The organism is Dokdonella sp., assembly GCF_035511235.1.
In the GTDB taxonomy this organism is placed as follows: Bacteria; Pseudomonadota; Gammaproteobacteria; order Xanthomonadales; family Rhodanobacteraceae; genus Dokdonella.
Window position 1 is genome coordinate 1 of sequence record NZ_DATKFQ010000044.1, and the last position, 22777, is coordinate 22777.

Sequence of the window (22777 nt, forward strand, 5' to 3'; positions counted from 1 at the left end):
GCGCATCGCGGCGCGGCGGCCTGCTCACGCCGTCACGCTCGAGGAAGCCGCCATGTCCCAGCCCCGCCTGCTGCTGTGTCCGCCGACCCATTTCGGGGTCGAGTACATCATCAATCCGTGGATGGCCGGCCAGGTCGGCCGGGCCGATGTCGCGCGCGCACACGCGCAATGGGCGGCGCTGCGCGAGCGTCTGGCATCGTGCGCGGTGGTCGAGACGGTCGCGCCCGGCGCGGGCCTGCCGGACATGCCGTTCACGGCCAATGCCGGCCTGGTCCACGGCGACCGCTTCGTGCCGAGCCGCTTCCGTCATGCCGAGCGCCGCGGCGAGGAAGCGCTGTTCTCGGCCTGGTTCGCCGCGCGCGGCTACGCGGTGCGGCCGCTGCCGGACGGACTCGCGTTCGAAGGCGCCGGCGATGCCTTGTTCGATCGCGCCGCCGAGCGGCTCTGGTTCGGCCACGGCCATCGCTCGGATCTCGCGGCCGCAGCGGCGCTGGAGGCGCTGACCGGCGTCGAGACGGTGCCGCTGCGGCTGACCGATCCGCGCTACTACCACCTCGACACCTGCCTGTGTCCGCTGCGCGACGGCTGGCTGCTCTACTACCCAGATGCGTTCGACGCGGCCGGGCGGGCGACGATCGAGGCGCGCGTCGATGCCGACCGCCGCATCGCGGTCAGCGCCGAACAGGCCGCCGCGTTCGCGTGCAACGCGGTCGATCTCGGCGATCGCCTCGTCGTCCATCGCGCCGACGCCGATCTCGCCGGCCGGCTCGCGGTGGCCGGCTACGCGGTGGTCGAGACGCCGCTCGATGAGTTCATCAAGGCCGGCGGCTCGGCCAAGTGCCTGACGCTGCGGCTCGACGAGCCACCTGCGGCGCAGCGCAGGGCCGCCGTCCCGAGCGAGCGCGCGGCCTGAGCCCACGCACATCGCCGAGGTGCCGCGCCGCCGCCCCGGTATCGAGGCCGATTCGGGCGCTCAGTCGCCGCCGCCCGGCGTCGCACTCGGCGGGCCGGCCGGCGCGGGGCAGACCACGGCCTTGCGCGCGCTGTCCTCGGCCGGCGGCCGGTAGGCCTCGCCGACCCGCGGCAGACGCGCGCTGAGCGGAATCACCCGTCCGTTGAGCCGCCAGTCGTAGATCACGGCGAACGCCATGACGCGCGCGACGTATTCGCGTGTCTCCTTGTACGGAATCGTCTCGATGAAGAAGTCCGGCTCCAGCGCGCCGCGCGCGCCGATCCAGCGCCCGACCGGTGCGCCGCCGGCGTTGTAGGCCGCGCTTGCGAGCCATGGACTGCCCGAGTACTGGCGCGCCATCTGCGCGAGGAAGCGCGTGCCGAGCTGGATGTTGAGGCCCGGATCGAACAGGTCGCCGGCACCGCCGTACGGCAGCTTGTGGGTCTGCGCGACCTGCTTGGCGACGCCCGGCAGCAGCTGCATCAGGCCGTAGGCGTCCGCGTGCGAGCGTGCATCGGGCATCCAGGCGCTCTCGGCGCGGATGATCGCGTAGGCCCAGGCCGGCTCGACTCCGGCGCCGCGCGCCTCGCGCAGCACGCGCGATTCCTGCGCCAGAGGAAAGCGCTGCTCGTAGTGCCGCAGCGTATCGGGCGACGCCGACAGCGCGAACACCGCACGGTCGTACCAGCCCTCGCGATACGCGCGCTCGGCGGCGATCGCACGGTCGGCCGGCTCGATCCGCGTCAGGGCATAGTCCCATTCGCGCCGCGCCTCGGTCAGCTTGCCGAGCGCGTGGAATTCGAACGCGCGCTCCAGGTCGGGCTGCTCGGCGATCGCCTGCCGCTGCGCCGGCGTCGCCGCCGTGCTCAGCGGGCAGATCGCGTACGGCGCACCGAGCCAGTCGGCGGCCAGGAAGCCGTGGAAATTGGCCTCGGTCGCGAGCTGCGCGAACAGCGGCTGCGCATCGCGCTCGCGGCCGAGCTTGATCAGGGTGCGCGCGCGCAGATAGCGCCAGCGTGCGTCGGCCTGCTGCGTGTCCGACAGCCGGTCGAGCGCGGCGAGCGTCTCGGCCCAGTCCTCGCCCGCGAGGGCGACGCGCACGTGCCATTCGCGCGAGGCATCGTCGCCGGCCTCGACCGGCAGCGCCTTCAGACGCGCCAGCGCGTCGGGCGAGTAGCTGGTCGAGCGAAACACCGCCAGTGCGTTGAGCACGCGGTTCTTCTGGTCGGCGTCCCAGCGGAAGCGGTCGGCGAGGCCGGCCCACAGCGTCTCGGCAGCGGCGCTGTTGCGGCGAGCGTGTCGCGCCAGGCCGTAGGCGATCGCATCGCGGTTGCGCGGCTGGTCGGGCCAGGTATTGGCCTTGGCCAGCACGGTGGCCGTATCGCGCACCGCCGAGGCGATGCGCTGGCCTTCGCTGCGCTGCGCCGGCGGCAGATACGCGGCGATCGCCGCGGCCGTCTCGGGATTACCGGCCTCGGCCGCGGCGAGCAGGCGCTGCCAGACCGCGGCGTCGTCGATCACGCCGTTGCGGCGCGCCCATTCGAACAGCGGATCGCAGGTGCCCGGCGTCGCGCGCGGCTGCATCCACAGCGGTTCGATCTCGCCGGCATAGACCGGCTTCTCGCCGGCCGCGATGCGCGCACGCTGCCAGGCGCAGCGCAGGTCGCGATCGGGCGTGTCCTGCCAGTGGCCGCGGAAGCCGGCCCAGTCGCCGTCCGCCGCGAGCTGGCGCAGATAGGCATTGCGCAGGTCGCGCGCCGGCAGCGTGTCCGGAAAACGCGCCAGATAGGCGTCGACCGCTTCACGCTGCAACGGGCCCTTGCCGCGCCGCAATGCGGTGTATTCCAGATACGGAAACAGCGGATAGTCCTCGAGCCCGGCAGCCAGACGCTTCCAGCTGTCGGCCGGTCCGCGTTCGGCCAGTGCCAGCACGGCAGGAAACTGCGCGCGCTGCGCGGCCAGGTCGGCCGGCGCGGCAGCGGCCGTCGCGGCCGGGAGACACAGGGCGAGAACGCCCAGACGGCGTAGAAAGAAGCGGAATCTGCGCATGATGGTCGGTGCGGACGAGGCAGCCAGTGTAGCGCGGCCTCCGCTGCCGGGACGGCGCACCGGCGCGCCGCGCGCCGGCGGGCGCGGTTCAGGCACCGCCTTCCGCCGCCAGCACGTCGAGGCGTGGCGGCGATCCGAGCGCGCTCAAGGGTTCGGGCAGGCGGATCGTCGCGGCGATCGGCAGATGGTCGGACACCGGATGGGGCACCGCCCAGAGGTCGTCGACGATCAGGCCGTGCGAGACCAGGATGTGGTCGATCGCGCGGTTCGGCCGCCAGCTCGGGAACGTCAGCGGCGGATCGCCGGGCAGGGCGAGCAGGGTCCGCTCGCAGAAGCGGCGCAGCTCGGGGCTCTGCGCGGTGGTGTTCAGATCGCCCATCAGCACCGCGTGCGGATGCGTGCTGATCAGCTCGGCGAGGAAATCGAGCTGGCGCATGCGCGCCTGCTGACCGAGCGACAGGTGGGCGATCACGACGACCAGTTCCTGGTCGCCATGGCCGAAGCGCACCCAGAGCGCGCCGCGGCCGGGGATGCGCCCCGGCAGCGGGTAGGACAGCACCTCGTCGGGCTGGCGGCGCGCGAGCAGACCGTTGCTCGAAGACGCGATGCGCGAGACGCGCCGGTTCGGCTGATGGCTCCAGAACGGAAAGCCGGCCGCCTCGGCCAGGTACTGGGTCTGGTTCAGGAAGCCCGAGCGCAGGCTGCCCGGATCGGCCTCCTGCAGCGCGACCACGTCGAACTCGGCGCATACGCGCGCCAGGCCGTCGAGGTTGGCGCGCTTGCCGGCGGCCGGCAGCACATGGTGCAGGCCGCGCGTCACGTAGTCGCGGTAGCGGCGCATGCTGCCGCCGGCGAGGATGTTGCAGCTCAGCAGGCGCAGCTGCGTCGGGGCGGGCGGTGCGGCGGCCGTGGGCGGATTCACGGACGTCAACGTAGGGTTCCGCGTCGCCGAGCGCAAGCCGGGCCGTTCACACGATCGCGTGTGCGCGGCCCGGTTGCGGCATGCCGTTCAGCGCTTGCTCTTGGCCGCGTGCTCGCGCTCGACCAGGTAGCGGGTCAGTTCGACCACCTGCGGGAAGCCGCCGGCCGACTGGCCGGTGATGCGGTACTTGCCGGCGACGATGATCGTCGGCGTGCCGTCGACGCCGTACTGCGGCACGGCCTGGCGCGAGCGCGCCAGCTTCGACTCGACCTCGAACGAGCTGGCCGCCGACAGGAACTTGTTGGCCTCCACGCCGTGACGCGCGTAGAACTGGGCCAGGTCGTTGATGTCGCGGATCGGCTCGTGGTCGCGGTGCAGCGCGTCGAACAGCGCCTGATGGGTCTTGTCGAGCACGCCGAGCGACTGCGCCGAGTAGTACGCGCGCGCGAACGGCTCCCAGGACGGGTTGAAGATCGCCGGCATCGCCGAGAATGCGGCGTAGCCCGGCAGCTCCTTCTTGAGCTGCTGCGCATACGGCTCGAAGTGCGCGCAGTGCACGCAGGCGTAGCTGAACACCTCGAGCACTTCGACCTTGTCGCCGCTGCTGGTCGGCTGCGGCGGGTCGATCGGGAAGTAGTGCGTGCCCTCGACCCACTGGGTCGCCGCGGCGGCGGTCTTGGCGGGTGCATTCTCGTCGGCGTGGCAGGCGGTCACGGCCAGCAGGCCGGTCAGCAGCAGGGTGATCGAACGCAGCATGCGGGGGTGTCCTCGTTGGCGGGAGATGGGAGGGTGCGCAGCGGCCGCTCAGCCGCCGGTCGTTTCCTTCTGCACCAGGTATTGCACGACCGGGATGATGTTCTCCCAGCTGCCGGCCGACAGGCCGGTGACGCGGTACTTGCCGTTGACGACGATGGTCGGCGTCGAGTCCACGCCGGTCGCCTTGATCCAGGCGTCGGCCCGCTTCATGCTGGTGTTGATCGCGAACGAGTTGGCGGTCGCGACGAAGTCCTCGGCGCTGACGCCGTACTGGGCGTAGAACTTGGCGGCGTCCTCGATCGTCGGCTTGATCATGCGGCCGGTCGCGGCGTCGCGGATCGACAGCGGACCGTTGCCCCAGACCGCGGGGAAGGTCGCGTTGTGCGACTTGTCGATGATGCCGAGCGCCTGCGCTGTGAAGAACGCGCGCTGGAACAGCGGCCAGGATTCGGCGGTGTTGAACGAGGCCGGCACGTAGCGCATCTGCGCATTCGGCGGCAGCGCGGCCTTCAGGCGGTCGGCGATCGGCGCGAAGCTGTTGCAGGCCGGGCAGCCGTACGAGAACACCTCGACGACGTCGATCTTGTCGCCGCCCGGCGTCGACTGCGGCGGTTCGATCACGAAATAGTGCTTGCCGGCCTGCCACTGGCCGGGCGCGGGCGTCTGCGCCGATGCGGATGCCGCGGCGACGCCGGCCAGCAGGAAAACGAGCGACTTCAGCATGGAGACTCCGTAAGAGGACTGCGCGTGGAACGGTGCGGGCCGGGCCGCCGCTCCGGGACGGGTCCGTAGAGAGCCCCGATCGCGGCGAAGGTTCCCGCCGGGATTACTTCGCGGCGGTCTCGGTCCGCGCCGCCGCGGTGTGCAGGCCCTCGACATACGAGGAGACCGCGGCGATGTCCTGCTCGGTCAGGCGCTCGGCGATCGTCTGCATGATCTGGGCGTGCGGGTCGTCGATCGCGCCGCTGCCGTCCTTCCAGCCCTTCAGGCGCGTGCTGACGTAGTCGGCCCACTGGCCGCCGAGCTGCGGATAGCCGGTGCCGGCCATGCCGCGGCCGCTCGGGCCGTGACAGGCCATGCAGGCCGGCACGCCGGTCTTGGCGTCGCCGGCGCGGTAGAGCGTGCTGCCGCGCGCCAGCAGCGCATCGTCGGCGACGCCCGGCAGCGAGGTCTTGGTCGCGAAGAACGCGCCGAGGTCGTGCATGTCCTGGGTCGACAGCGGTGCCGCGAACGGCATCATGATCGGGTTGTTGCGCTTGCCGCTCTTGAACAGCTCGAGCTGGTGCGCGATGTAGGCCTCGTTCTGGCCGGCCAGCTTCGGGTACATCTTGTCGGCGGCATTGCCGTCCATGCCGTGGCAGGCGCCGCAGACCGCGGCCTTGGCCTCGCCGGCCTTGGCGTCGCCAAGAATGGGCTTGGGCGCATCGCCGGCGGCGTGCGCGGCGCCGGCACCGACCAGCAGCGCGAGGGACAGGATTCGCCGAACACTCATACGGGCACTCCGAAAAACGGGTTGGATATCCACGACGGCTGCCGACAGGTGGCGTCTGGTGACCTAGGCTCTCGGCGAAACCGAAGGATTATCCCAGTGCGCCCAAAGACGGTCAAACCGCGCCGGCGGCGCGCAGTGTCGCAGCGGCCGGCGGTCAGACCGGTTCGAAGCCGCTGCGGAAGATCGCGTCCTCTCCGCCGCCGTAGTCGGGCGGCAGATCGGTGCCCTGGAAGATGCCGAGCGGCGCATAGCCGCCGTAGCCCGGAAAGATGCGGCCCAGGCGCGGATTGGCCAGGCGCCGGATCAGCGCCTCGGACAGCACGCGGCGGAAGTCGGTCGTGACCATGACGTCCTCGCCCTCGAACAGGGCCTGATCGGCCAGGCCCGCGAACACGTCCAGGCCGTAGACGCGGCCGCCGTTCACCGAGCCGCCGAGCGCCATCATCATGTTGCCGTAGCCGTGGTCGGTGCCGTCGCTGCCGTTCTGGCGCATGCGCCGGCCGAACTCGCTCATGACGATGATGCTGGTGCGGCTGGTGTAGTTGGCGGCGCCGGCGCCGTCCAGGTCGGTATAGAACGCGGCCAGTCCGCGCGACAGCGACTCCACCGTGTTGCCGAACGGGTCGTAGCCGGAGGTCGGCACGCCCTGGCCGTTGTGGGTGTCCCAGCCGCCGAGATCGATCGCCGCCACGCGCAGGCCGAGGTCGGCCTTGAGGATCTGCGCGATCATCTTGAGCTGGTTGCCGAAGCCGTCGGTCGGATAGCTGGCGCCGTTGCCGGGCGCGTACGCGCCGAAGTTCATCGGGCGGATGATCGACAGCGCGTCGAAGGTCTGGCGCGCGGCGGCCTCCAGCGCCGAATCGCCGGCCCACAGGTCCGGCAGCACCTCGACCAGGCCGCGGAAGCCGGCCGGCGCGTTGATGTTGCCGTCGTCGTCGCGGTAGCGGTCGCGCGCGTTCCACGGCCAGGCCGAGCTGTCGATGCGGAAATCGTTGCCGTTGCCCATCGTGATCGCCTCGGTGCTGGCGATCAGGCTCGAGGCGGTGATGCTGCCGGCCGACAGCGCCGGGATCGTGATGTTGGCCGGCAGGTTCGCGCTGGTCAGGTAGCGCGTCAGCCAGCCGGTCGCCGAGCCGGTGCTGCCGGGCGTGCCGTACTCCATCGTCTGCTGCGCGTCGAAATGGCTGCGCGTGACCGGTGCCGGCATGCCGGCGCCGAGCACCACGGCGAGCTTGTTGGCCTGATACAGGCCGTGCAGCGCCGAGGCGCGCGGATGCAGGCCCCAGCCGCTGCCGGAGTTGGCCAGGCCCAGCGCAGCGCCATTGCCGCTGATCGGCACGGTCAGGTCGGGCCGCGCGATCTCGTAGTAGGCGCGGTCGTTGCCGCCGGTCGGCGGCACCAGGCTGAGCCCGTCGCAGCCGCCGCGCAGGAACACGACGATCAGCGTGTCGTAGGCATTGGCCTCCGGCGCGGCGAACGCCAGGCGCGCGCCCGGCACCAGGCCGGCGGTCAGCGCGCCGGCGCCGCACAGTTTGAGGAAGTCGCGACGATCGAACGAACCCATGGCGGTCACCGGCGGAAGTAGTCGGGGCTCATCAGCAGCATGCCGACGGCGGTGCGCAGCCGCTGCTGCGTGTAGTGGCGCGCGAGATTGCCGGTGTTCCAGACGTCCTCGTCGATGTTGATCGGCGCGGTCGCCGCGGCGTTCTGCTGCAGGAACGCGGTGACCACCGAGACGGTCGGCTCGGGCTGGTAGCCGAGCAGGCGCGTCGCCCAGTAGCCGATGATCGCCGCGGCGGTGCGCGCGGCCGCGTCGGGAAGCGCCGCGCGCGTCTGCGCGAGGATGTCGGCGATGAACGCCGAGCTGCCGTCGTTGTCGACGCGCATCTCCGGCACCCAGGCCAGCAGCTTGAGCGTCATCGCCAGCGAGCCGGTGCTGGCCCATGCGGTCTGCCGGTCCGGATAGCCGTTCGGCGGACTCCACGCGAACGAGCGGTGGCCGGCCTGCTGCAGATGCGAGACCAGGCGCTCGGTCGTGGTCCAGGCGCTGCTGTTGTCGGGCCGCGGCGTGAAGTTGGCGCCGAGGCCGCGCAGCGCGCTCATCGTGACCTCGAACGGGCGGCGCATGCCGGTGCCCCAGCTGGTCTTGAACTCGGCGCTGAGCAGGATCGTGCGCAGCATCCGCGCGATCTGGTCCGGCGCGGCGATGTGCGTGTTGAACTGCACCGCGACCGCATCGACCAGCGCCTGCGACGGCGTGTCGCCGACGAAGCGCCGGCACAGCTTGCGCGCGACGAAGCGCGCCGTGCCCGGGTGCGCGACCAGGCGGTCGAACACCATGCGCCCGTCCTGCATCGCCGGCTGGTTGGCCGGCAGGTACTCGCCGAGGAAGATCTTGTTGCGGCGGTCGTGCCAGTCGGAGCGGTAGACGAAGGTGCCGTCGTTGTCGGCCGGGTACTGCCAGTGACCGTTCCTGATCGTCCAGCCGGTCAGCGCGCCGGCGGCCTCGTAGACGTCGTTGTCGACGTAGCCGGCCGGCATCGAGTCCGGGCAGTGGATCAGCGAGTCGAGGCACTCGACCGAGAACGGATCGCCCGGGCCGAAATAGTTGCCGACGCCGAGCGTGTGCAGCTCGATCAGCTCGCGCGCGTAGTTCTCGTTGAAGTCCGCGCCGCGGCTGGCGTAGTTGTCGAGGTAGAACTGCATCGCCGTGGACGTGGCGACCTGTTCGAGCAGGCTGCGGAAGTTGCCGAACGCGTTGGGCCGGATCACGTCGCGGTCGTAGTGCGTGAAGATCGGGCCGATGTCGTATTCCCAGCCGAACACGCTGAAGTGGTCGTGCCAGAAGTTGACGACGCGCTCGAACAGCTGGCGCTTGCTGTAGATCGCGCGGATCATCGTCGCGCACTCGGTCTCGGCGACCGGCAGCATGCGGTTGTAGTAGTTGGCGCCGTCGCCGTAGTGCTGCGCCCACAGCTGCTGCAGCGTCTTGCCGAGCGTCGCGAAGCCGGCCGCGCCGAGGCGGGCGTCGCAGTCGGCATCGGCGATCGAGGCCGGTGCCAGCTGGCGCTCGACCCAGGCCTCCCACTTCGCGTCGGCGGTCGCGCCGGGCAGCTGCAGCAGGTCGTAGTCCTCCGGCGTGCTGAAGCCGAACGTCGCCTTCTGCAGCCAGCCGACGCGGTCCGGTGCGATCGGGAACGCCGCCGGCGCGTCGGCGGCGGACGCGGCCTGGGTGGCTTCGGCGGCGGCGAGCGGCGCCTTGCCGGGCCGGCGCATCGAGACGGCGGGGGCGGCGCCGACCGCGCCGGCCAGTCCGGCGAACAGGCGGCGGCGGAGAGCGGCGGCGGACAGGCCAGCGCTGGCGGGTTCCATGAAGCGTGTCCTTGCGGCGGCGGGGCAGGGGCGTCGCAGCGGGCTGGGGCGACGACCGCGAGCATACCCAAGTGCTGAGCCGCGAACGTGACCGCGCCCGCGCTTTGGCCGACGCATGACGCGCCGCCGCATCGGGCCGGTGCCTGGGCCGCGTGCGATTTTGTGTACGATGCCGCCGTGCAGGGGGGCGTCATGCAGGGGCCGGTCGACGACAGCGAGCTGGAGACGGTGGGCCTGCCCGGCGCGCGCCCGGGTGAGGACGGCGCGGACTTCCTGCAGCCGGGCATGCGCGTGGGCCGCTACCGGATCGAGGCGCTGCTCGGCCACGGCGGCATGGGCGCGGTCTACCGCGCCGGACAGATCGAGCCGGTCCGCCGCACCGTCGCGCTGAAGCTGCTGCGCGGCACGCGCCTGGACACGCTGCAGCGCGCCTATTTCGAGGTCGAGCGGCAGATGCTGGCGCAGATGCAGCATCCGGCGATCGCGCAGATCTTCGACGCCGGCACCACCGACACCGGTGCGCCGTACTTCGCGATGGAATACATCGAGGGCCTGCCGATCGCGCGCTACTGCGAACGGCGCGGCCTGGCGCTGGACGCGCGCATCGCGCTGTTCGCGCAGGTCTGCGACGGCGTCCAGCACGCGCATTCGCGCGGCATCGTCCATCGCGACCTTAAGCCCGACAACATCCTGGTCACCGAGGTCGACGGCCGCGCGATGCCGAAGATCATCGACTTCGGCATCGCCACCGCGGCGACGCGGCTGTTCGCCGACGGCGCCGGCGGCGTCGAGATCGCCGGCACGCCGACCTACATGAGTCCGGAGCAGTCGGGGTTCTCGCAGTTCCTGGTCGACGCGCGCAGCGACGTCTACTCGCTCGGCGTGATCCTGTTCGAGCTGCTGACCGGCGCGCGCCCGGCTGCCGACAGCCGGTTGCGCAGCGTCGCCGCGGACGGCACCGAACGCACCACGCTGCGCGCGCCCTCGCAGGCGCTGGACGCGGCCGGCGGCCGGCGCCTGGCCGAGGTCGCGCGTGCCTGCGGTCTGCGGCCCGGCCGTCTGCGCGCCTTGCTGCGTGCCGAGCTCGACTTCGTCGTCGCCAAGGCGGTGCGCCACGACCCGGCCGAGCGCTACGCCTCGGCCGGCGAGCTGGCCGAGGAGCTGCGCCGCTACCTCGCGCAGCGTCCGTTGATCGCGGTCGGCGACCGGCCCGGGTATGCGGCCGGCAAGTTCCTGCGCCGCCATCGCGTGGCGTTCGCCGCGGCCAGTGCGGTACTGGCCGCAATCGTGCTCGGCCTGGTGTTCTCGCTGTACGGCCTGATGCAGGCGCGCACCCAGCGCATGGTCGCCGAGGCGCGCCAGCGCGAGCTCGAGCAGGTGGCCGCGTTCCAGCAGTCGATGCTGGCCGGCATCGACGTCGAGGCGATGGGCAAGGCGATGCTCGATCGCCAGCGCGCCCAGGTCGCCCAGTCCGGCGACGCCGCGCTGGCCGGCGCATTCGAGCGCGTATCGGGCGTGCTCAACGGTGCCGACGTGGCGCGCGACGTGCTCGACCGTCAGCTGCTGGCGCGTGCCCGCGCCGCGGTCGCGCGCGATTTCGCCGACCAGCCGGCGCTGGCGGCCGATCTGGACAGCGCGGTGGCCGATGTCTACGAGGCGATCGGCCTGTTCGCGCAGTCCGAAGACGCGGCGCGCAGCGCATGGACGCTGCGCCGCGCGCAGTTCGGCGAGGCCGACCGGCGCACCTGGGCCGCCGCGGCGGAGCTCGGCCGCGCGCTCAATCGCCAGGGCAAGCAGGACGAGGCCCTGTCGTTGCTGCAGGCGGTCTGGGACGTCGCCGCAGCGACGCCGCCCGGACCGAACGAACGGCTCGGAGTCGGCATCGAGCTGGCGCAGGTCCATTCCGATCGCGGCGAGCTCGCGGCGGCGCGCGCGCTGCAGCAGAAACTGCTCGACGAGAGCGCGCACATGGACGGCGTCGATCCCGACCGCGTACTGACGTTGCGCAACAATCTCGGCATCACGCTGGCACGGCTCGGCGACGGTGCCGCAGCGCTGGCCGAGTTCGAGCAGGTCTACGAGGCGCGCCGGCGCGTGAATCCGGAAAGCGAGGGCACGCTCTCGACGATGACCAATCTGTCGGCCGCGCGCGCGATGAACGGCGATTTCGAGGGCGCCCTGGCGCTGCAGCGCGCGTCCTACGCGATCCGCCTGCGCACTGCCGGCGCCGAGCATCCGGCCACGCTGAACGACATCGGCAACATCGCGTCCTCGCTGGTCGATCTGGGACGCTTCGACGAGGCGCGGCCGCTGCTCGAGCAGGTCATCGACGCGCGCCGCCGCGTGCTCGGGCCGGAACACTTCCAGACGCTGCGCTCGATGCAGAACCTCGCCGCGCTGCTCGACCGCAGCGGCCACGGCGCCGACGCGGTCGATCTGCAGCGTCAGGTGCTCGAAGCGCGGCGCCGCACGCTCGGCGCCGAGCATCCGGACACGCTCAAGTCCGAGGACGTGTACTGCTCGATCCTCAAGAACATCGGGCGGCTCGACGAGGCGCGCACCTGCGCCGCCGGCGTCTACGCGGCGCGGCAGCGCCTGCTCGGCACCGGTCATCCCGATACGCTGCGCAGCGCGGCACTGCTCGCCGACATCGAGCGGCTGGACGGCGATGCCGCGGCGGCGATCGGCGTGCTCGATCCGCTGCTGACCGAGCTGCGCGCTGCGCGTGGCGATGCCGACCCGGAGGTCGTGTTTCTCGCCGCGCGGCTGTACGGCCTGCGCCGGTCCGAAGGCGACCTCGCCGCCGCCGGCCCGCTGCGCCAGGCTGTGCTCGATCCGCTGCTGGCGCGCGATGCGGCCGGCCTGCCGACGTCGTTGCGGCGCGCGCGCAGGGCGGCCGAGGAGGCGGTTCAGGACGCGCCGACGATCCGCGGCTCGGGCTCGAGCACGACGCCGAAGCGCTGAGCGACGCCCTCGACGATGCGCCGCGCCAGTGCCAGCAGTTCGGCGCCGCCGGCGCGGCCGTGGTTGACCAGGACCAGCGCATGCTCGGCCGAGACGCCGGCATCGCCTTCGCGCAGTCCCTTGAAGCCGCAGCGCTCGATCAGCCAGGCCGCCGCCAGCTTCATCGTGCCGTCGCCGGCCGGCCAGGCCGGCAGATCCGGGTGCTCGCGACGCAGGGTCTCGGCGGCGGCCGTCGTGACGATCGGATTCTTGAAGAAGCTGCCGGCATTGCCGACCAGGGCCGGATTCGGCAGCTTGCGCGTGCGGATCCGCGCGATCGCCTCGGCCAGGTGCGCCGGCGTCGGCGTGTCGACACCGAGCGCGGCCAGTTCCTCGGCGATGCCGGCATAGCCGGTACGCAATGGGCGCTCGTGCGGCAGGGCCAGCTCGATCGCGGTGATCACGTAGCGATCCGGCGCGCGCTTGAACGCCGAGTCGCGGTAGCCGAACGCGCACTGCGCCTTGTCCAGCCGCACGATCCGGCCTGCGAGCCGGTCGTAGGCCTCGACGGTCTCGACGAACTCGCCGATCTCGGTGCCGTAGGCGCCGATGTTCTGGATCGGCGAGGCGCCGGCCAGACCGGGAATCAGCACCAGGTTCTCGAGGCCGGCCAGCCCTTTGGCCAGCGACCAGGACACCACGTCGTTCCAGGCTTCGCCGGCCTCGGCGCGGACCAGGGCGCCGTCGCCGCGCTCCTCGAGGATCGTGATGCCGCGCGTCGCCATCGACAGCACGATGCCGGGCCAGTCGCCGGCGAACAGGATGTTGCTGCCGGCGCCGAGCACCAGCAGCGGCAGGCGGCCGAGCGCCGGCAGCGCGAACAGCTCGGCGAGCGCGCCGGGCTTGCGCACGTCGATCAGCAGCTCGGCGCGCGCGGCGACCTGCAGCGTGTTGCGACCGAGCAGCGAGGCGTGCTCGACGATCGTGTAGCCGGGATGCTCGACGATCGCGACCGGGCGATCGCTCACGGCGAGCCGCCCGCCGCCGCGGAGGCCGCCGCGGCCGGAGCGCGCCGCGCCGCGCGCAGCGCGTCGACGCATTCGCCGATCAGGCCCGGGCCGCGATAGACCAGGCCGGTGTAGCACTGCACCAGCGTCGCGCCGGCCGCGCGCTTGGCGGCCGCGTCGGCGCCGCTCAGGATGCCGCCGACGCCGACCAGCGGCATGCGGCCGCCGAGGCGCTCGGCCATGCCGGCCAGGACCGCGGTCGAGCGTGCGAACACCGGCCGCCCGGACAGGCCGCCGGCTTCGCCGGCCAGCGGATGGCCGGCGATCGCGCTGCGGTCGATCGTCGTATTGGTGCAGATCAGGCCGTCGATCGCGCTGGCCGACAGCACTTCGGCGATCGCGTCGAGCTCGGTCTCGGACAGGTCCGGCGCGATCTTCAGCAGCATCGGCGTGCGCCGGCCGTGGCGGCCGGCCAGGCGTTCGCGTGCCTCGCACAGCGTGCCGATGAAGCGTTTGAGCGTGTCTTCTTCCTGCAGGTCGCGCAGACCCTGCGTATTCGGCGAGGAGATGTTGACGGTCACGTAGCTCGCCCGGGTGTAGACGCGTTCGAGGCAGTACAGATAGTCCTCGACCGCACGCTCGTTCGGCGTGTCCTTGTTCTTGCCGATGTTGATGCCGAGCACGCCGTCGAAGCGCGCGCGCTCGACGTTGGCGAGCAGCGCGTCGACGCCGGCATTGTTGAAGCCGAGCCGGTTGATCACCGCCGCATGCTCGGGCAGCCGGAACATGCGCGGCTTGGGATTGCCGGCCTGCGGGCGCGGCGTGGTCGTGCCGACCTCGACGAAGCCGAAGCCGAGCGCGGCCAGCGCGTCGAGGTGGGCGGCATCCTTGTCGAGGCCGGCCGCCAGGCCGACCGGATTCGGGAACGTGATGCCGAACGCCTTGACCGGCAGCGGCGCCGGCCGCACCGCGAGCAGCGGCTCGAAGCCGCAGCGGTAGGCGGTCTCGACCGCCTTCAGCGACAGCTGATGCGCGCGTTCGGCGTCGAGGCGGAACAGCAGCGGGCGGGCCAGCGCGTACATGTCAGCGCGCGGTGCCGTGGCGGCGCGGGCGGGCGGCCGGCGGTGGTGCCGCCTGGGCGGCCGAGATGGCGGGGTCTGGGGTCATCGCGCTCTCCCGAAGGGCGCGCAGTGTACCCGCAGACCCGGGTACGCGCAGGCCGGGCGGCCGTCACGGCGCCGCGGCGGCCGGCAGCACCAGGCGGAACACCGGCAGCGGCGCCTCGGCGCCCGGCGGCAGCGCGGCCGGTGCCGGCTCGCCGGCCGGGCCGAGCGCGCGCGTGTAGTGCCACAGCGCCTCCAGGTCGGCGTCGGTCATCGCATTGAGCGCCCAGTACGGCATCGGCGGCCGCAGCACCGCCGCGCGCGCATAGGCCTTCCAGCCCGGCAGCGTCTTCAGGCCGATCGCGCGGCGCAGATTGCTCGGATAGGTCGTGCCCCAGGGGCCGGAGAAGCCGAGCCGGTCGCCGGTGAACCATTGCTCGGGCGGCGTCTTGCCGCCGCTGGCGGCGAAGCCCGGCGAGTGGCAGTCGTGACAGCCGGCGATGCGCGCCAGGTAGCGGCCGCGCTCGACCAGGTCGGCATCGGGCGGCGCGGCGAGCGCCGGCAGGGCGGTCAGGGCCAGCAGGGTGAAGAGGAATCGGATCATCGGCGGCGGCGAGCATGGCCCGCACCGTGCGGGCCTTCGCCGGACCAGGACGCGAGCGGGCGCCGCTTGCTATCACCGGCCTATCACGGCGGCGCCGGCAGCGTGCCCACGTAGATGCGCGTTTCGTAGTCGAAGCCGACCAGACCCTCGCGCGCGGTCGCGTCGAACAGCGTGCGCAGCGCGGCCAGCATCGGCGCGTGACGCGGATCGCCCTGGCGCGGCGCATACGAGGACGACAGCAGCCGGCCGCGCAAGGCCTCGAAGTCGAGCAGCTGGCGGTGCGGAAAGGTCGCCGCGCCGCGGTAGCCCGCGCCGAACCAGCGACGCATCGCCGCCTCGTCGGCGTAGCGTTCGGCGACGCTGACGTAGTCGGTGCCGTAGTCGAGCAGCAGCCGCTCGTAGCCTTCCAGGAACGCGCTGCCGGCGAGCAGGCGCGAGTTCCAGAACACCGCGGCGAGGCCGCGCGGGCGCAGGATGCGCGCCCATTCCAGCCGCACCGCGTCGGCGTCGAACCAGTGAAACGCCTGCGCCGCGGCCACCAGATCGACGCTGCCGGCCGCCAGCGTCGTCGCCTCGGCACTGCCGTCGACGGCGTGGAAGCGCGGGTTCCCGCCGAGCCAGCGCTCGGCCGCCGCGCGCATCGGCGCGTTCGGCTCGACCGCGAACACGGTATTGCCGGCGTCGAGGAACATCCGCGAGGAGATGCCGGTGCCGGCGCCGACGTCGGCGACGGTCCACGACGGCACCAGGCCGTGCGCGTCGCTGAGCCAGTCGATCACGGCGGCCGGGTAGTCGGGCCGATAGCGGACGTAGTCGGCGACGCGGTCGCTGAAGCGCTGGGTGGAGTCGAACGAGGCAGGGGACATGGCGGCGCTGGGTCGGGCAGTCGGGCGCGGGATTTCCCGCCGGCACGAATTGTGCCGATACTACACCCGCCCCGGCGTCCGCCGCGGCCGGACACAAGGGACGCCGCCACACTCCGCGCGGAGCGCCGTACCGGTAGGTCAACGCATGCGCCCAGCGTTCCCCGCAGGCTCCGATCCGGGCGAGATCACCGTCTTGCTGGGCCGCTGGCAGGCCGGCGACCGGCTCGCGCTCGATGCGCTGCTGCCGCGTGTCTACGCCGAACTCCGGGCGATGGCGGCGGGCAGCTTGGCCGGACAGGCGCAGGTCACGCTGCAGCCGACCGCGCTCGTGAACGATGTGCTGATGCGCCTGCTGGAGGCACAGGATCTGCAGTTCCAGTCGCATCGCGACCTGTTCAAGGTCGCCGGGCGCATCATGCGCAATCTGCTGATCGATCACGTGCGGCAGACCCGCGCGGAGAAGCGCGGCGGCGGCCTGGAGCGGGTGGATCTGATCGAGGCGATGCAGCTGCCGATCCCCCGCGATACCGACGTGGAGAAACTCGACGCCGCGCTCGGCGAGCTCGAGGCGGTCGATCCGCGGCTGGCGCGCACCGTGGAGCTGCGCTATTTCGTCGGCCTGTCCGTGCGCGAGTTGGCCGGGGTGATGGGCGTCGACGAGCGTACCGTGTACCGCGATTTCGCGCTCGCGCGGCTGTGGCTGCGCGACCAGCTCGACGACTGAGGTGGAGCTGCCGGAACGCCGCCGCCGGCTGCACGAGCGGGAGCTGACCCGGCAGCTGTTCGACTGCGCGGCAGACGCGCGCGAACCTCTGCTGGCCGAGATCGCCGCCGCCGACGCGACGCTTGCCGAGCGATTGCGCTGGGTGCTGCGCGAGGCCGAGGCCCTGGCCGAGGAGGAGGCCGAACGCGCTGCCGCCGCGACCAGGCCGGCGGCCGGTGCATTGGCCGGCAGCGTGATCGGCGAGCGCTTCCGATTGCTGCACCTGCTCGGCCTGGGCGGCATGGGCGAGGTCTATCTGGCCGAGCGCACCGACGACATCCGGCGCCGGGTCGCGCTGAAGATGGTGCGCGGCGACCTGGGCGTACCGGCCGAGCGGACCCGGCGCGAATGCCACATCCTGGCCCGCCTCGACCATCCGAACATCGCCGGCCTGGTCGATGCCGGATTCGCGCGGGCCGGCCGGTCCTGGTTCGCGATGGACTACGTCGACGGAGAGCCGATCACGGCCTGGTGCGATCATCGCGGCCTGGACGTGCGGGCGCGCGTGCGGCTGTTCGTGCAGGTCTGCAACGCCGTGCAGTTCGCGCATCGCAATCTGGTCCTGCATCGCGACATCAAGCCGTCGAACATCCTGGTCGACCGCGAGGGTACGCCCAAGCTGCTCGATTTCGGCATCGCCAAGCTGCTCGACGTCACCGAGCCGCAGCAGACGCAGACGCTGGCCCTGGCGCTGACGCCAGCCTATGCCGCACCCGAGCGCATGCGCGGCGAGGCGGCGACCACCGTCAGCGACGTCTACCAGCTCGGGCTGGTGTTGTACGAACTGCTGGCAGGGGTGGCGGCCTTCCGGGCGCGGCGCGCCGATGCCGTCCTGCCGCGGATGGAACGGGCGCTGGCCGCGTTGGCCGCCGAGGATCCGGCCGCCCAGCTGCGCGTGGCGCGCGCGCGCAGCAGCGGTCCGGAGCGTCTGCGGCGCCAGCTGCGCGGCGATCTGGAGCGGATCGTCGCCAAGGCCGCCGCGGCGGATCCGCGCGAGCGCTACGCGACCGCGCAATCGTTCGCCGAGGACCTCGAGCGCTGGGATCGGGGCTTGCCGGTCGCCGCGCAGCGCGGCTCGTTCCTCTACCGGGCGCGCAAGCTGGTGGTCCGCCATGCCGCCGCCGCGGCGCTGATCGCCGCGTTGGGCGCCGGCGTGCTGGCCAGCAGCGTGCTGGCCGTGCAGCGTGCCCAGAACGAACGCGAGCAGCGCGAGGTGGCCGAGCGTCAACGTCAGGTCGCCGAGGATCAGCGCCGGCGCGCCGAGGTGCTGCTCGGCTTCATGAACGACGTCTTCCGCCAGGCCGATCCGCAGAACGCCGGCACCGCGGCCTCGGCGCAGATGCTGCAACGGGCCGCCGCCGCATTGTCCGCACGCGACGATCTCGATCCGCCGACGCGCGCCCTGCTCAACACGCAGATCGCCGACACGTTCAATGCCTTGTTCATGCCCGAAGCGGCGCTGCCGGTGGCGCGTCAGGCGGTCGATGCACTGGAACCCTTGCGCGCGCGACGGCCGGAGGACTACCTGACCGGTTCGCGCGTGCTGTTCGATGCGCTGCAGATGCTCGACCGTTCCGCCGCGCTGCGCGAGGGCGCCGAGCACGCGCTGTCGTTCGCGCGCACGGTCGATCCAGGCGGGCGCTGGGAAGGCGTGATGCTGAAGTTCCGTGGCGCCGCCCGCTGCGCCGAAGAGCAGTTCGGCGGCTGTGCCGAGGATCTGCAGGCCTCGATCGCCATGCTCGAGTCCGCCGGCGAGGTGGCGGCGGGCGATCTGGCCGAGCCGCTCAATCAGCTCGCCCTGCTCCTCAGCGACGAAGGCGATGCCAGCGCTGCGGTACGCCTGCTCGAGCGCGCACGGGCGCGCCTGGACGACCGGCCGGACGCCCGGCAGGCCGATCGCGGCATCATCGAGCTCAACCTGGCATCGGACCTGCTCGCCCAGGGTCGATTCGACGCGGCCCACGCCCTGCTGGTGCCGCTGCAGGCCAAGGCGGAGATGTTCTACGCGGTCGACGGGCCGGTCATTCTGAGGGCCGTGCGACGCCGACTGGCGCTGCGGCACGCCGTTCGCGGAGAGACCGCCGCCGCCATCGCGCTGATGGACGATGCGGGCATCGCCGACGCGCGGGCGCTTTCGCTGGATCAGCGCCATGCGCTCCTGGCCGAGCTGCTGTCCGCGCGGCTCGCGCTCGACCAGGGCCGGACCGACGCGGCGCTCGACCGGGTGCGGCGGGCCGAGGCGATCGTCGATGCGCATCCTTACGGGTTGCGCCTGCTGGTGCCGCGGGTGGCCGCGATGCGTGGCGAGGTGCTGCTGGCGGACCGCCGGAGCGGCGCGGCGGCAGCCGCGTTCGCGCATGGATTGCAGGAACTGCGCGCACTGATCGGCAGCACGCCGAGCTGGGTCGCGGCCGAGATGCTCGACGGACTGGGACGGTGCGCGCTGGCGGACGGCGATCCGATGCTCGCGCTCGATCGTTTCGCCGAGGCGGCGGCCGGGTTCGCCGCTGCGACCGGTCCGCAGTCGCCGTCGACGCTGCGCAGCCAGCTGCATCGGTTGTGGGCTCAGGCGCTGATCGCTCCGCAGCCGGACTGGGCCGAGCAGTTCGCGGCGCGTCGCGACGCGCTGGCGCAGGCGCTCGGGACCGACGCGGCGCCGGCGGTGCGCCGGGCCGACCGGCTCGCCGCGGCGATGCGGGCGCCCGAGGGCGTCGATGCCGCCGCGTTCGTCGCATTGCCGGGTTTTCACTGATTGCAGGTGCAATGTCAGATTCGGCCGCCGGACTCCGTTGGATTGGACGTGCACCGTTCACAAGCCATCGAGGAAAGCCATGCGTCGACCCAACCATTCACCGCACCGCACGCCGCCGCGCCGGGCGCTCTTCACGGCACTTGCCTGCGTGCTGGCGGCCGCGCCGGCCGCCGCACAGGCCCCCCGGACCGCTCGGCCGCCGGCACCGGCCGGTGCGCCGCCGGCGGTCACGCATTGCGGTGACGACGGTGCCGGCAGCCTGCGGGCGGCGCTCGCCGCGGCCGGCAACGCCGACACCCTCGACCTGAGCGCGCTGGACTGCGACACCATCCTGCTGAGCGGCGGCGCGTTGGCGGTCGGCGTGGACGATCTGACCCTGATCGGCCCGGGCGCCGATCGGCTGACGCTCGACGCCGGCGGACTGGATCGCGTTCTCGCCCATGAGGGGAAGGGGACGCTGGCGATCCGCGGCCTGACGATCCGCGGCGGCACGGTCGTCGGCAAGAGCGCCGGGGATCCGCTGCGCGGCGGCTGCGTCTTCAGCACGGGCCGCCTCGAACTGCTCGAGAGCAGCGTCAGCGGCTGCCTGGTCGATGCCGTGGACCGCGCCTACGGCGGCTGCATCAGCGCCCACCAGGCAGTCATCGCCGACACGGTGGTCGAGCAGTGCACGGCCCGGGCGTCCGACGCCGAGCAGAGCTGGGTGCACGGCGGCGCGCTGGCCGTGGACGACGGGCTGCAAATGGAGCGCTCGCGCGTTAGCCACAGCACGGCGCGGGCGGTGCAGGGCGAAGCCCTGGGCGGCGGCATCTTCGTCGGTACCGCGCCGTCGACGATCGACGACAGCTTCATCCACGACAACGTGGCCCTCGGCGCGCCGTATCTGGCCGGACCGGGCTTCACGACCGTGCAGGGCATGGGCGGCGGCATCCACACGTCGGGCCCGCTCACGCTGAGCGGCTGCACGGTCGCCGGCAACCAGGCCTCCAGCGGCGGCGGGATCTCGCTCAACGAGGCCGGCTTCAGCGAAGACGCCCTCAGCCTCGTCAACAGCACCGTTTCCGGCAATACCGCCAGCAGCCAGGGCGGCGGCATCTGGGTGCTGTTCAGCGGCATCCGCATCGACAACAGCACGGTGGTCTTCAACGAGGCGGTGCTGGGGGCGGGCGGCATCATGCCGCGTCTGGGGCTGTTCGCGCTCTATGACCAGTCCTACCCGCCGAAGATCAGCAGCTCGATCATCGCGGCGAACACGACCGAGAAGGGCGCCGCGGATCTGTTCGTCGACACCTTCGGCAGCCCCCCGCCGAAGGCATTCGCCGTGGTCGGCGCGCAGAACCTGATCGGCGACTCGAACCTGCCGGTGCCGGCCGGCACGCTCGCCGGCGATCCGCTGCTGGCACCGCTCGCGGACAACGGCGGGCTGTCGCCGACGCATGCGCTGCTGGCCGGCAGTCCGGCACGCGACGCCGGCAGCAATGCGCTGAACCTGGCGTTCGACCAGCGCGGCGCCGGTCATCCGCGGGCCGCCGGACCGGCGCCGGACATCGGGGCGTTCGAGTCGCCGTCGGACGGCGAGACGATCTTCGCCGACGGGTTCGAATGAGGCCGCGCTACGCCATGAACATCGCAGATGAGGTCAAGCGGATGAACACGATCAGATACCCGGACCGGAACGAGCGGTCTTCACCCAGCAATCCGAGCGGGCGCATCGTGCGCGCACTCGCGCTGGCGCTGTCGATGTGCGCCAGCGCCGCCGTGCACGCGGCGATACCGGCTTCGCAGCGGCAGTTCCTGCTGAATTTCCACGTCCAGATGTACGGACAGTACTGGGACAGCGATGCCGGCTGGAACGGCCCGGCCGGCACCGAGTGCAGCTGGTACGGCGTGGTCTGCTCGCCGGACCAGTCCACCATCGTCGGCCTCGAGCTGTACGACAACTGGATGTACGGCACGCTGCCGCCGCTGTCGGCGCTGCCGGACCTGCGCGTGCTGAACCTGGGCGCGAACTTCTTCAGCGGCACGTTTCCGTCGCTGGCGGGCATGGCGCAACTGGAGCTGCTCGATCTGAGCCAGCATCCGATGTACGTCGTCAACCACAGTCCCGGCATGACCGGTTCGCTGCCGGCGCTGGGCGGGTTCGTCCATCTGCACACGTTCCGGGTCCGCAACAATGCCCTCACCGGCACCCTTCCGGCGTTCGGCGTGCTGCCGGCACTGCGCAACTACGACGTGTCGGGCAATGCGCTGACCGGTACGATTCCGGCGCTGACCGGGCTCGGCAGCCTGGAGCTGTTCAACGTGGCGCGCAACCAGCTCGAGGGCAGCGCGCCGGTGATCGCGGGCCTTGCGTCATTGCTCGAGGTCGACTTCAGCCAGAATCGACTGACCGCCCTTGGCGGTTCGTTCGACGGGCTCGCGGCGCTGACCGGTTTCAGCGCTGCCGACAACCTGATCGAGGGGACGCTGCCCTCGCTGGCTGGCGCGCCGAACCTGCAGGCCCTCAATCTCGCCCGCAATCGTCTTACGGGCGGCGTCGCCGGGTTGACTGCCTGTCCGCGCCTGCGCGGCATCGATGTGGCCGGCAACCATTTCGAGGGACCGCTGCCCGATTTCTCCGCGCTGCCGGCCGTCGAGTACTTCCACGGCAACGACAATGCCTTCGAAGGCCGCATTCCGCCGATCGCCGGGCTGACCGCGCTGATCTACTTCAATGTCTCGAACAATCGTCTGACCGGCACGATTCCCTCGTTCACCGGCATGGCGCAGCTGGGCGAGCTGCGGCTGGACCGCAATCGCCTGACCGGTCCGCTGCCGAGCTTCGACGGACTGCATGCCCTGTCGTTCTTCAGTGCCAGCCACAATTACCTGACCGGGGAAATACCCGTGATCGCGCGGATAGGCCTGGTCGAGTTCGACGTCGCCTACAACCGCCTGAGCGGCGCACCGCCGGTGCCGCCGAGCTTCCTGGATCCGGGCCTGAGCGGCCTGTGCCCGAATGCACTCGAGCCGCAGCCCTCGCTGCTCTGGGATACGGTCACCGGGACGACGCCGTGGTATCGCGACTGCGCCGGCGCTCCCGATACGCTGCTGGCGGACGGGTTCGACGCCGACCCGTGATCGCGCGGACTCCGGATGCACCGCGGCCCTGCCGGCTGCGGCGCGGTCTGCGCGCACCGCGCCCGGAGCCGTTCCG

Annotated in this window: 17 protein-coding genes; 6 read left to right on the top strand and 11 right to left on the bottom strand. The window is 72.0% G+C overall.

What is annotated here, in order from left to right; genetic code table 11:
- Positions 1 to 52 precede the first annotated feature (52 nt).
- The gene (locus tag VMR06_RS17360) at positions 53 to 913 is read left to right on the top strand and encodes a dimethylarginine dimethylaminohydrolase family protein (RefSeq protein WP_325378721.1); all 861 of its coding nucleotides are present in this window, start codon (positions 53 to 55) and stop codon (positions 911 to 913) included.
- A gap of 60 nt (positions 914 to 973) precedes the next feature.
- Here VMR06_RS17360 and VMR06_RS17365 read toward each other — a convergent pair whose 3' ends face one another.
- The 7 genes from VMR06_RS17365 to VMR06_RS17395 all read right to left on the bottom strand — a co-directional run bounded on the left by VMR06_RS17365 (position 974) and on the right by VMR06_RS17395 (position 9543).
- A complete protein-coding gene (locus tag VMR06_RS17365; protein WP_325378723.1) occupies positions 974 to 3001 on the bottom strand; it encodes a transglycosylase SLT domain-containing protein in 2028 nt (675 codons plus the stop codon).
- 88 nt (positions 3002 to 3089) lie between these two features.
- Positions 3090 to 3923: an endonuclease/exonuclease/phosphatase family protein gene (locus VMR06_RS17370; protein WP_325378725.1), complete on the bottom strand. Its 834-nt coding sequence runs from the start codon at positions 3921 to 3923 to the stop codon at positions 3090 to 3092.
- Positions 3924 to 4010: 87 nt separating this feature from the next.
- Positions 4011 to 4679, bottom strand: coding sequence for a thiol:disulfide interchange protein DsbA/DsbL (locus VMR06_RS17375; RefSeq protein WP_325378727.1), 669 nt, complete (start codon positions 4677 to 4679; stop codon positions 4011 to 4013).
- 48 nt (positions 4680 to 4727) lie between these two features.
- Positions 4728 to 5402, bottom strand: a complete 675-nt coding sequence (locus tag VMR06_RS17380; protein ID WP_325378729.1) for a thiol:disulfide interchange protein DsbA/DsbL — start codon at positions 5400 to 5402, stop codon at positions 4728 to 4730.
- A 103-nt stretch (positions 5403 to 5505) separates the two neighbouring features.
- Entirely contained in the window at positions 5506 to 6171 is a 666-nt protein-coding gene (locus tag VMR06_RS17385; RefSeq protein WP_325378731.1) for a cytochrome c4, read from the bottom strand.
- 154 nt (positions 6172 to 6325) lie between these two features.
- The gene (locus VMR06_RS17390; RefSeq protein WP_325378734.1) at positions 6326 to 7735 is read right to left on the bottom strand and encodes a DUF1501 domain-containing protein; all 1410 of its coding nucleotides are present in this window, start codon (positions 7733 to 7735) and stop codon (positions 6326 to 6328) included.
- A gap of 5 nt (positions 7736 to 7740) precedes the next feature.
- Positions 7741 to 9543 carry a DUF1800 domain-containing protein gene (locus VMR06_RS17395; protein ID WP_325378736.1) on the bottom strand — a complete coding sequence of 601 codons (1803 nt, stop codon included), beginning with the start codon at positions 9541 to 9543 and terminating at the stop codon, positions 7741 to 7743.
- A 177-nt stretch (positions 9544 to 9720) separates the two neighbouring features.
- Between VMR06_RS17395 and VMR06_RS17400 the strand changes: the two genes are divergently transcribed.
- A complete protein-coding gene (locus VMR06_RS17400; RefSeq protein WP_325378738.1) occupies positions 9721 to 12507 on the top strand; it encodes a serine/threonine-protein kinase in 2787 nt (928 codons plus the stop codon).
- Here VMR06_RS17400 and murB read toward each other — a convergent pair.
- The 4 genes from murB to VMR06_RS17420 all read right to left on the bottom strand — a co-directional run bounded on the left by murB (position 12453) and on the right by VMR06_RS17420 (position 16066).
- Positions 12453 to 13514, bottom strand: a complete 1062-nt coding sequence (gene murB, locus VMR06_RS17405; protein ID WP_325378740.1) for a UDP-N-acetylmuramate dehydrogenase — start codon at positions 13512 to 13514, stop codon at positions 12453 to 12455. The genes VMR06_RS17400 and murB overlap by 55 nt on opposite strands.
- On the bottom strand, positions 13511 to 14575 hold the full coding sequence (locus tag VMR06_RS17410; protein ID WP_325378742.1) for a quinone-dependent dihydroorotate dehydrogenase: 1065 nt from the start codon (positions 14573 to 14575) through the stop codon (positions 13511 to 13513). The genes murB and VMR06_RS17410 overlap by 4 nt, the downstream gene beginning before the upstream one ends.
- 148 nt (positions 14576 to 14723) lie before the next feature.
- Positions 14724 to 15200, bottom strand: coding sequence for a cytochrome C (locus VMR06_RS17415; protein WP_325378744.1), 477 nt, complete (start codon positions 15198 to 15200; stop codon positions 14724 to 14726).
- 83 nt (positions 15201 to 15283) lie between these two features.
- Positions 15284 to 16066 carry a class I SAM-dependent methyltransferase gene (locus VMR06_RS17420; RefSeq protein ID WP_325378746.1) on the bottom strand — a complete coding sequence of 261 codons (783 nt, stop codon included), beginning with the start codon at positions 16064 to 16066 and terminating at the stop codon, positions 15284 to 15286.
- Between VMR06_RS17420 and VMR06_RS17425 the strand changes: the two genes are divergently transcribed.
- The 4 genes from VMR06_RS17425 to VMR06_RS17440 all read left to right on the top strand — a co-directional run bounded on the left by VMR06_RS17425 (position 16065) and on the right by VMR06_RS17440 (position 22701).
- Complete coding sequence (locus tag VMR06_RS17425) at positions 16065 to 16790, top strand: ECF-type sigma factor (protein ID WP_325378748.1); 726 nt, start codon at positions 16065 to 16067, stop codon at positions 16788 to 16790. The genes VMR06_RS17420 and VMR06_RS17425 overlap by 2 nt on opposite strands.
- A gap of 1 nt (position 16791) precedes the next feature.
- Complete coding sequence (locus VMR06_RS17430; RefSeq protein ID WP_325378750.1) at positions 16792 to 19581, top strand: serine/threonine-protein kinase; 2790 nt, start codon at positions 16792 to 16794, stop codon at positions 19579 to 19581.
- A 79-nt stretch (positions 19582 to 19660) separates the two neighbouring features.
- The gene (locus VMR06_RS17435) at positions 19661 to 21187 is read left to right on the top strand and encodes a right-handed parallel beta-helix repeat-containing protein (protein WP_325378752.1); all 1527 of its coding nucleotides are present in this window, start codon (positions 19661 to 19663) and stop codon (positions 21185 to 21187) included.
- Between the two features lie 41 nt (positions 21188 to 21228).
- Positions 21229 to 22701, top strand: coding sequence for a hypothetical protein (locus tag VMR06_RS17440; RefSeq protein WP_325378754.1), 1473 nt, complete (start codon positions 21229 to 21231; stop codon positions 22699 to 22701).
- Positions 22702 to 22777 lie beyond the last annotated feature (76 nt).

Excerpts from the sequence above, each read along its gene's own strand:
- VMR06_RS17360 (WP_325378721.1), top strand. The coding sequence starts at position 53 with ATGTCCCAGCCCCGCCTGCTGCTGTGTCCGCCGACCCATTTCGGGGTC.
- VMR06_RS17365 (WP_325378723.1), bottom strand. The coding sequence starts at position 3,001 with ATGCGCAGATTCCGCTTCTTTCTACGCCGTCTGGGCGTTCTCGCCCTG.
- VMR06_RS17440 (WP_325378754.1), top strand. The coding sequence starts at position 21,229 with ATGAACACGATCAGATACCCGGACCGGAACGAGCGGTCTTCACCCAGC.
- VMR06_RS17385 (WP_325378731.1), bottom strand. The coding sequence starts at position 6,171 with ATGAGTGTTCGGCGAATCCTGTCCCTCGCGCTGCTGGTCGGTGCCGGC.
- VMR06_RS17390 (WP_325378734.1), bottom strand. The coding sequence starts at position 7,735 with ATGGGTTCGTTCGATCGTCGCGACTTCCTCAAACTGTGCGGCGCCGGC.
- VMR06_RS17425 (WP_325378748.1), top strand. The coding sequence starts at position 16,065 with ATGGCGGCGCTGGGTCGGGCAGTCGGGCGCGGGATTTCCCGCCGGCAC.
- VMR06_RS17375 (WP_325378727.1), bottom strand. The coding sequence starts at position 4,679 with ATGCTGCGTTCGATCACCCTGCTGCTGACCGGCCTGCTGGCCGTGACC.
- VMR06_RS17410 (WP_325378742.1), bottom strand. The coding sequence starts at position 14,575 with ATGTACGCGCTGGCCCGCCCGCTGCTGTTCCGCCTCGACGCCGAACGC.
- VMR06_RS17415 (WP_325378744.1), bottom strand. The coding sequence starts at position 15,200 with ATGATCCGATTCCTCTTCACCCTGCTGGCCCTGACCGCCCTGCCGGCG.
- VMR06_RS17395 (WP_325378736.1), bottom strand. The coding sequence starts at position 9,543 with ATGGAACCCGCCAGCGCTGGCCTGTCCGCCGCCGCTCTCCGCCGCCGC.
- VMR06_RS17420 (WP_325378746.1), bottom strand. The coding sequence starts at position 16,066 with ATGTCCCCTGCCTCGTTCGACTCCACCCAGCGCTTCAGCGACCGCGTC.
- VMR06_RS17435 (WP_325378752.1), top strand. The coding sequence starts at position 19,661 with ATGCGTCGACCCAACCATTCACCGCACCGCACGCCGCCGCGCCGGGCG.
- VMR06_RS17380 (WP_325378729.1), bottom strand. The coding sequence starts at position 5,402 with ATGCTGAAGTCGCTCGTTTTCCTGCTGGCCGGCGTCGCCGCGGCATCC.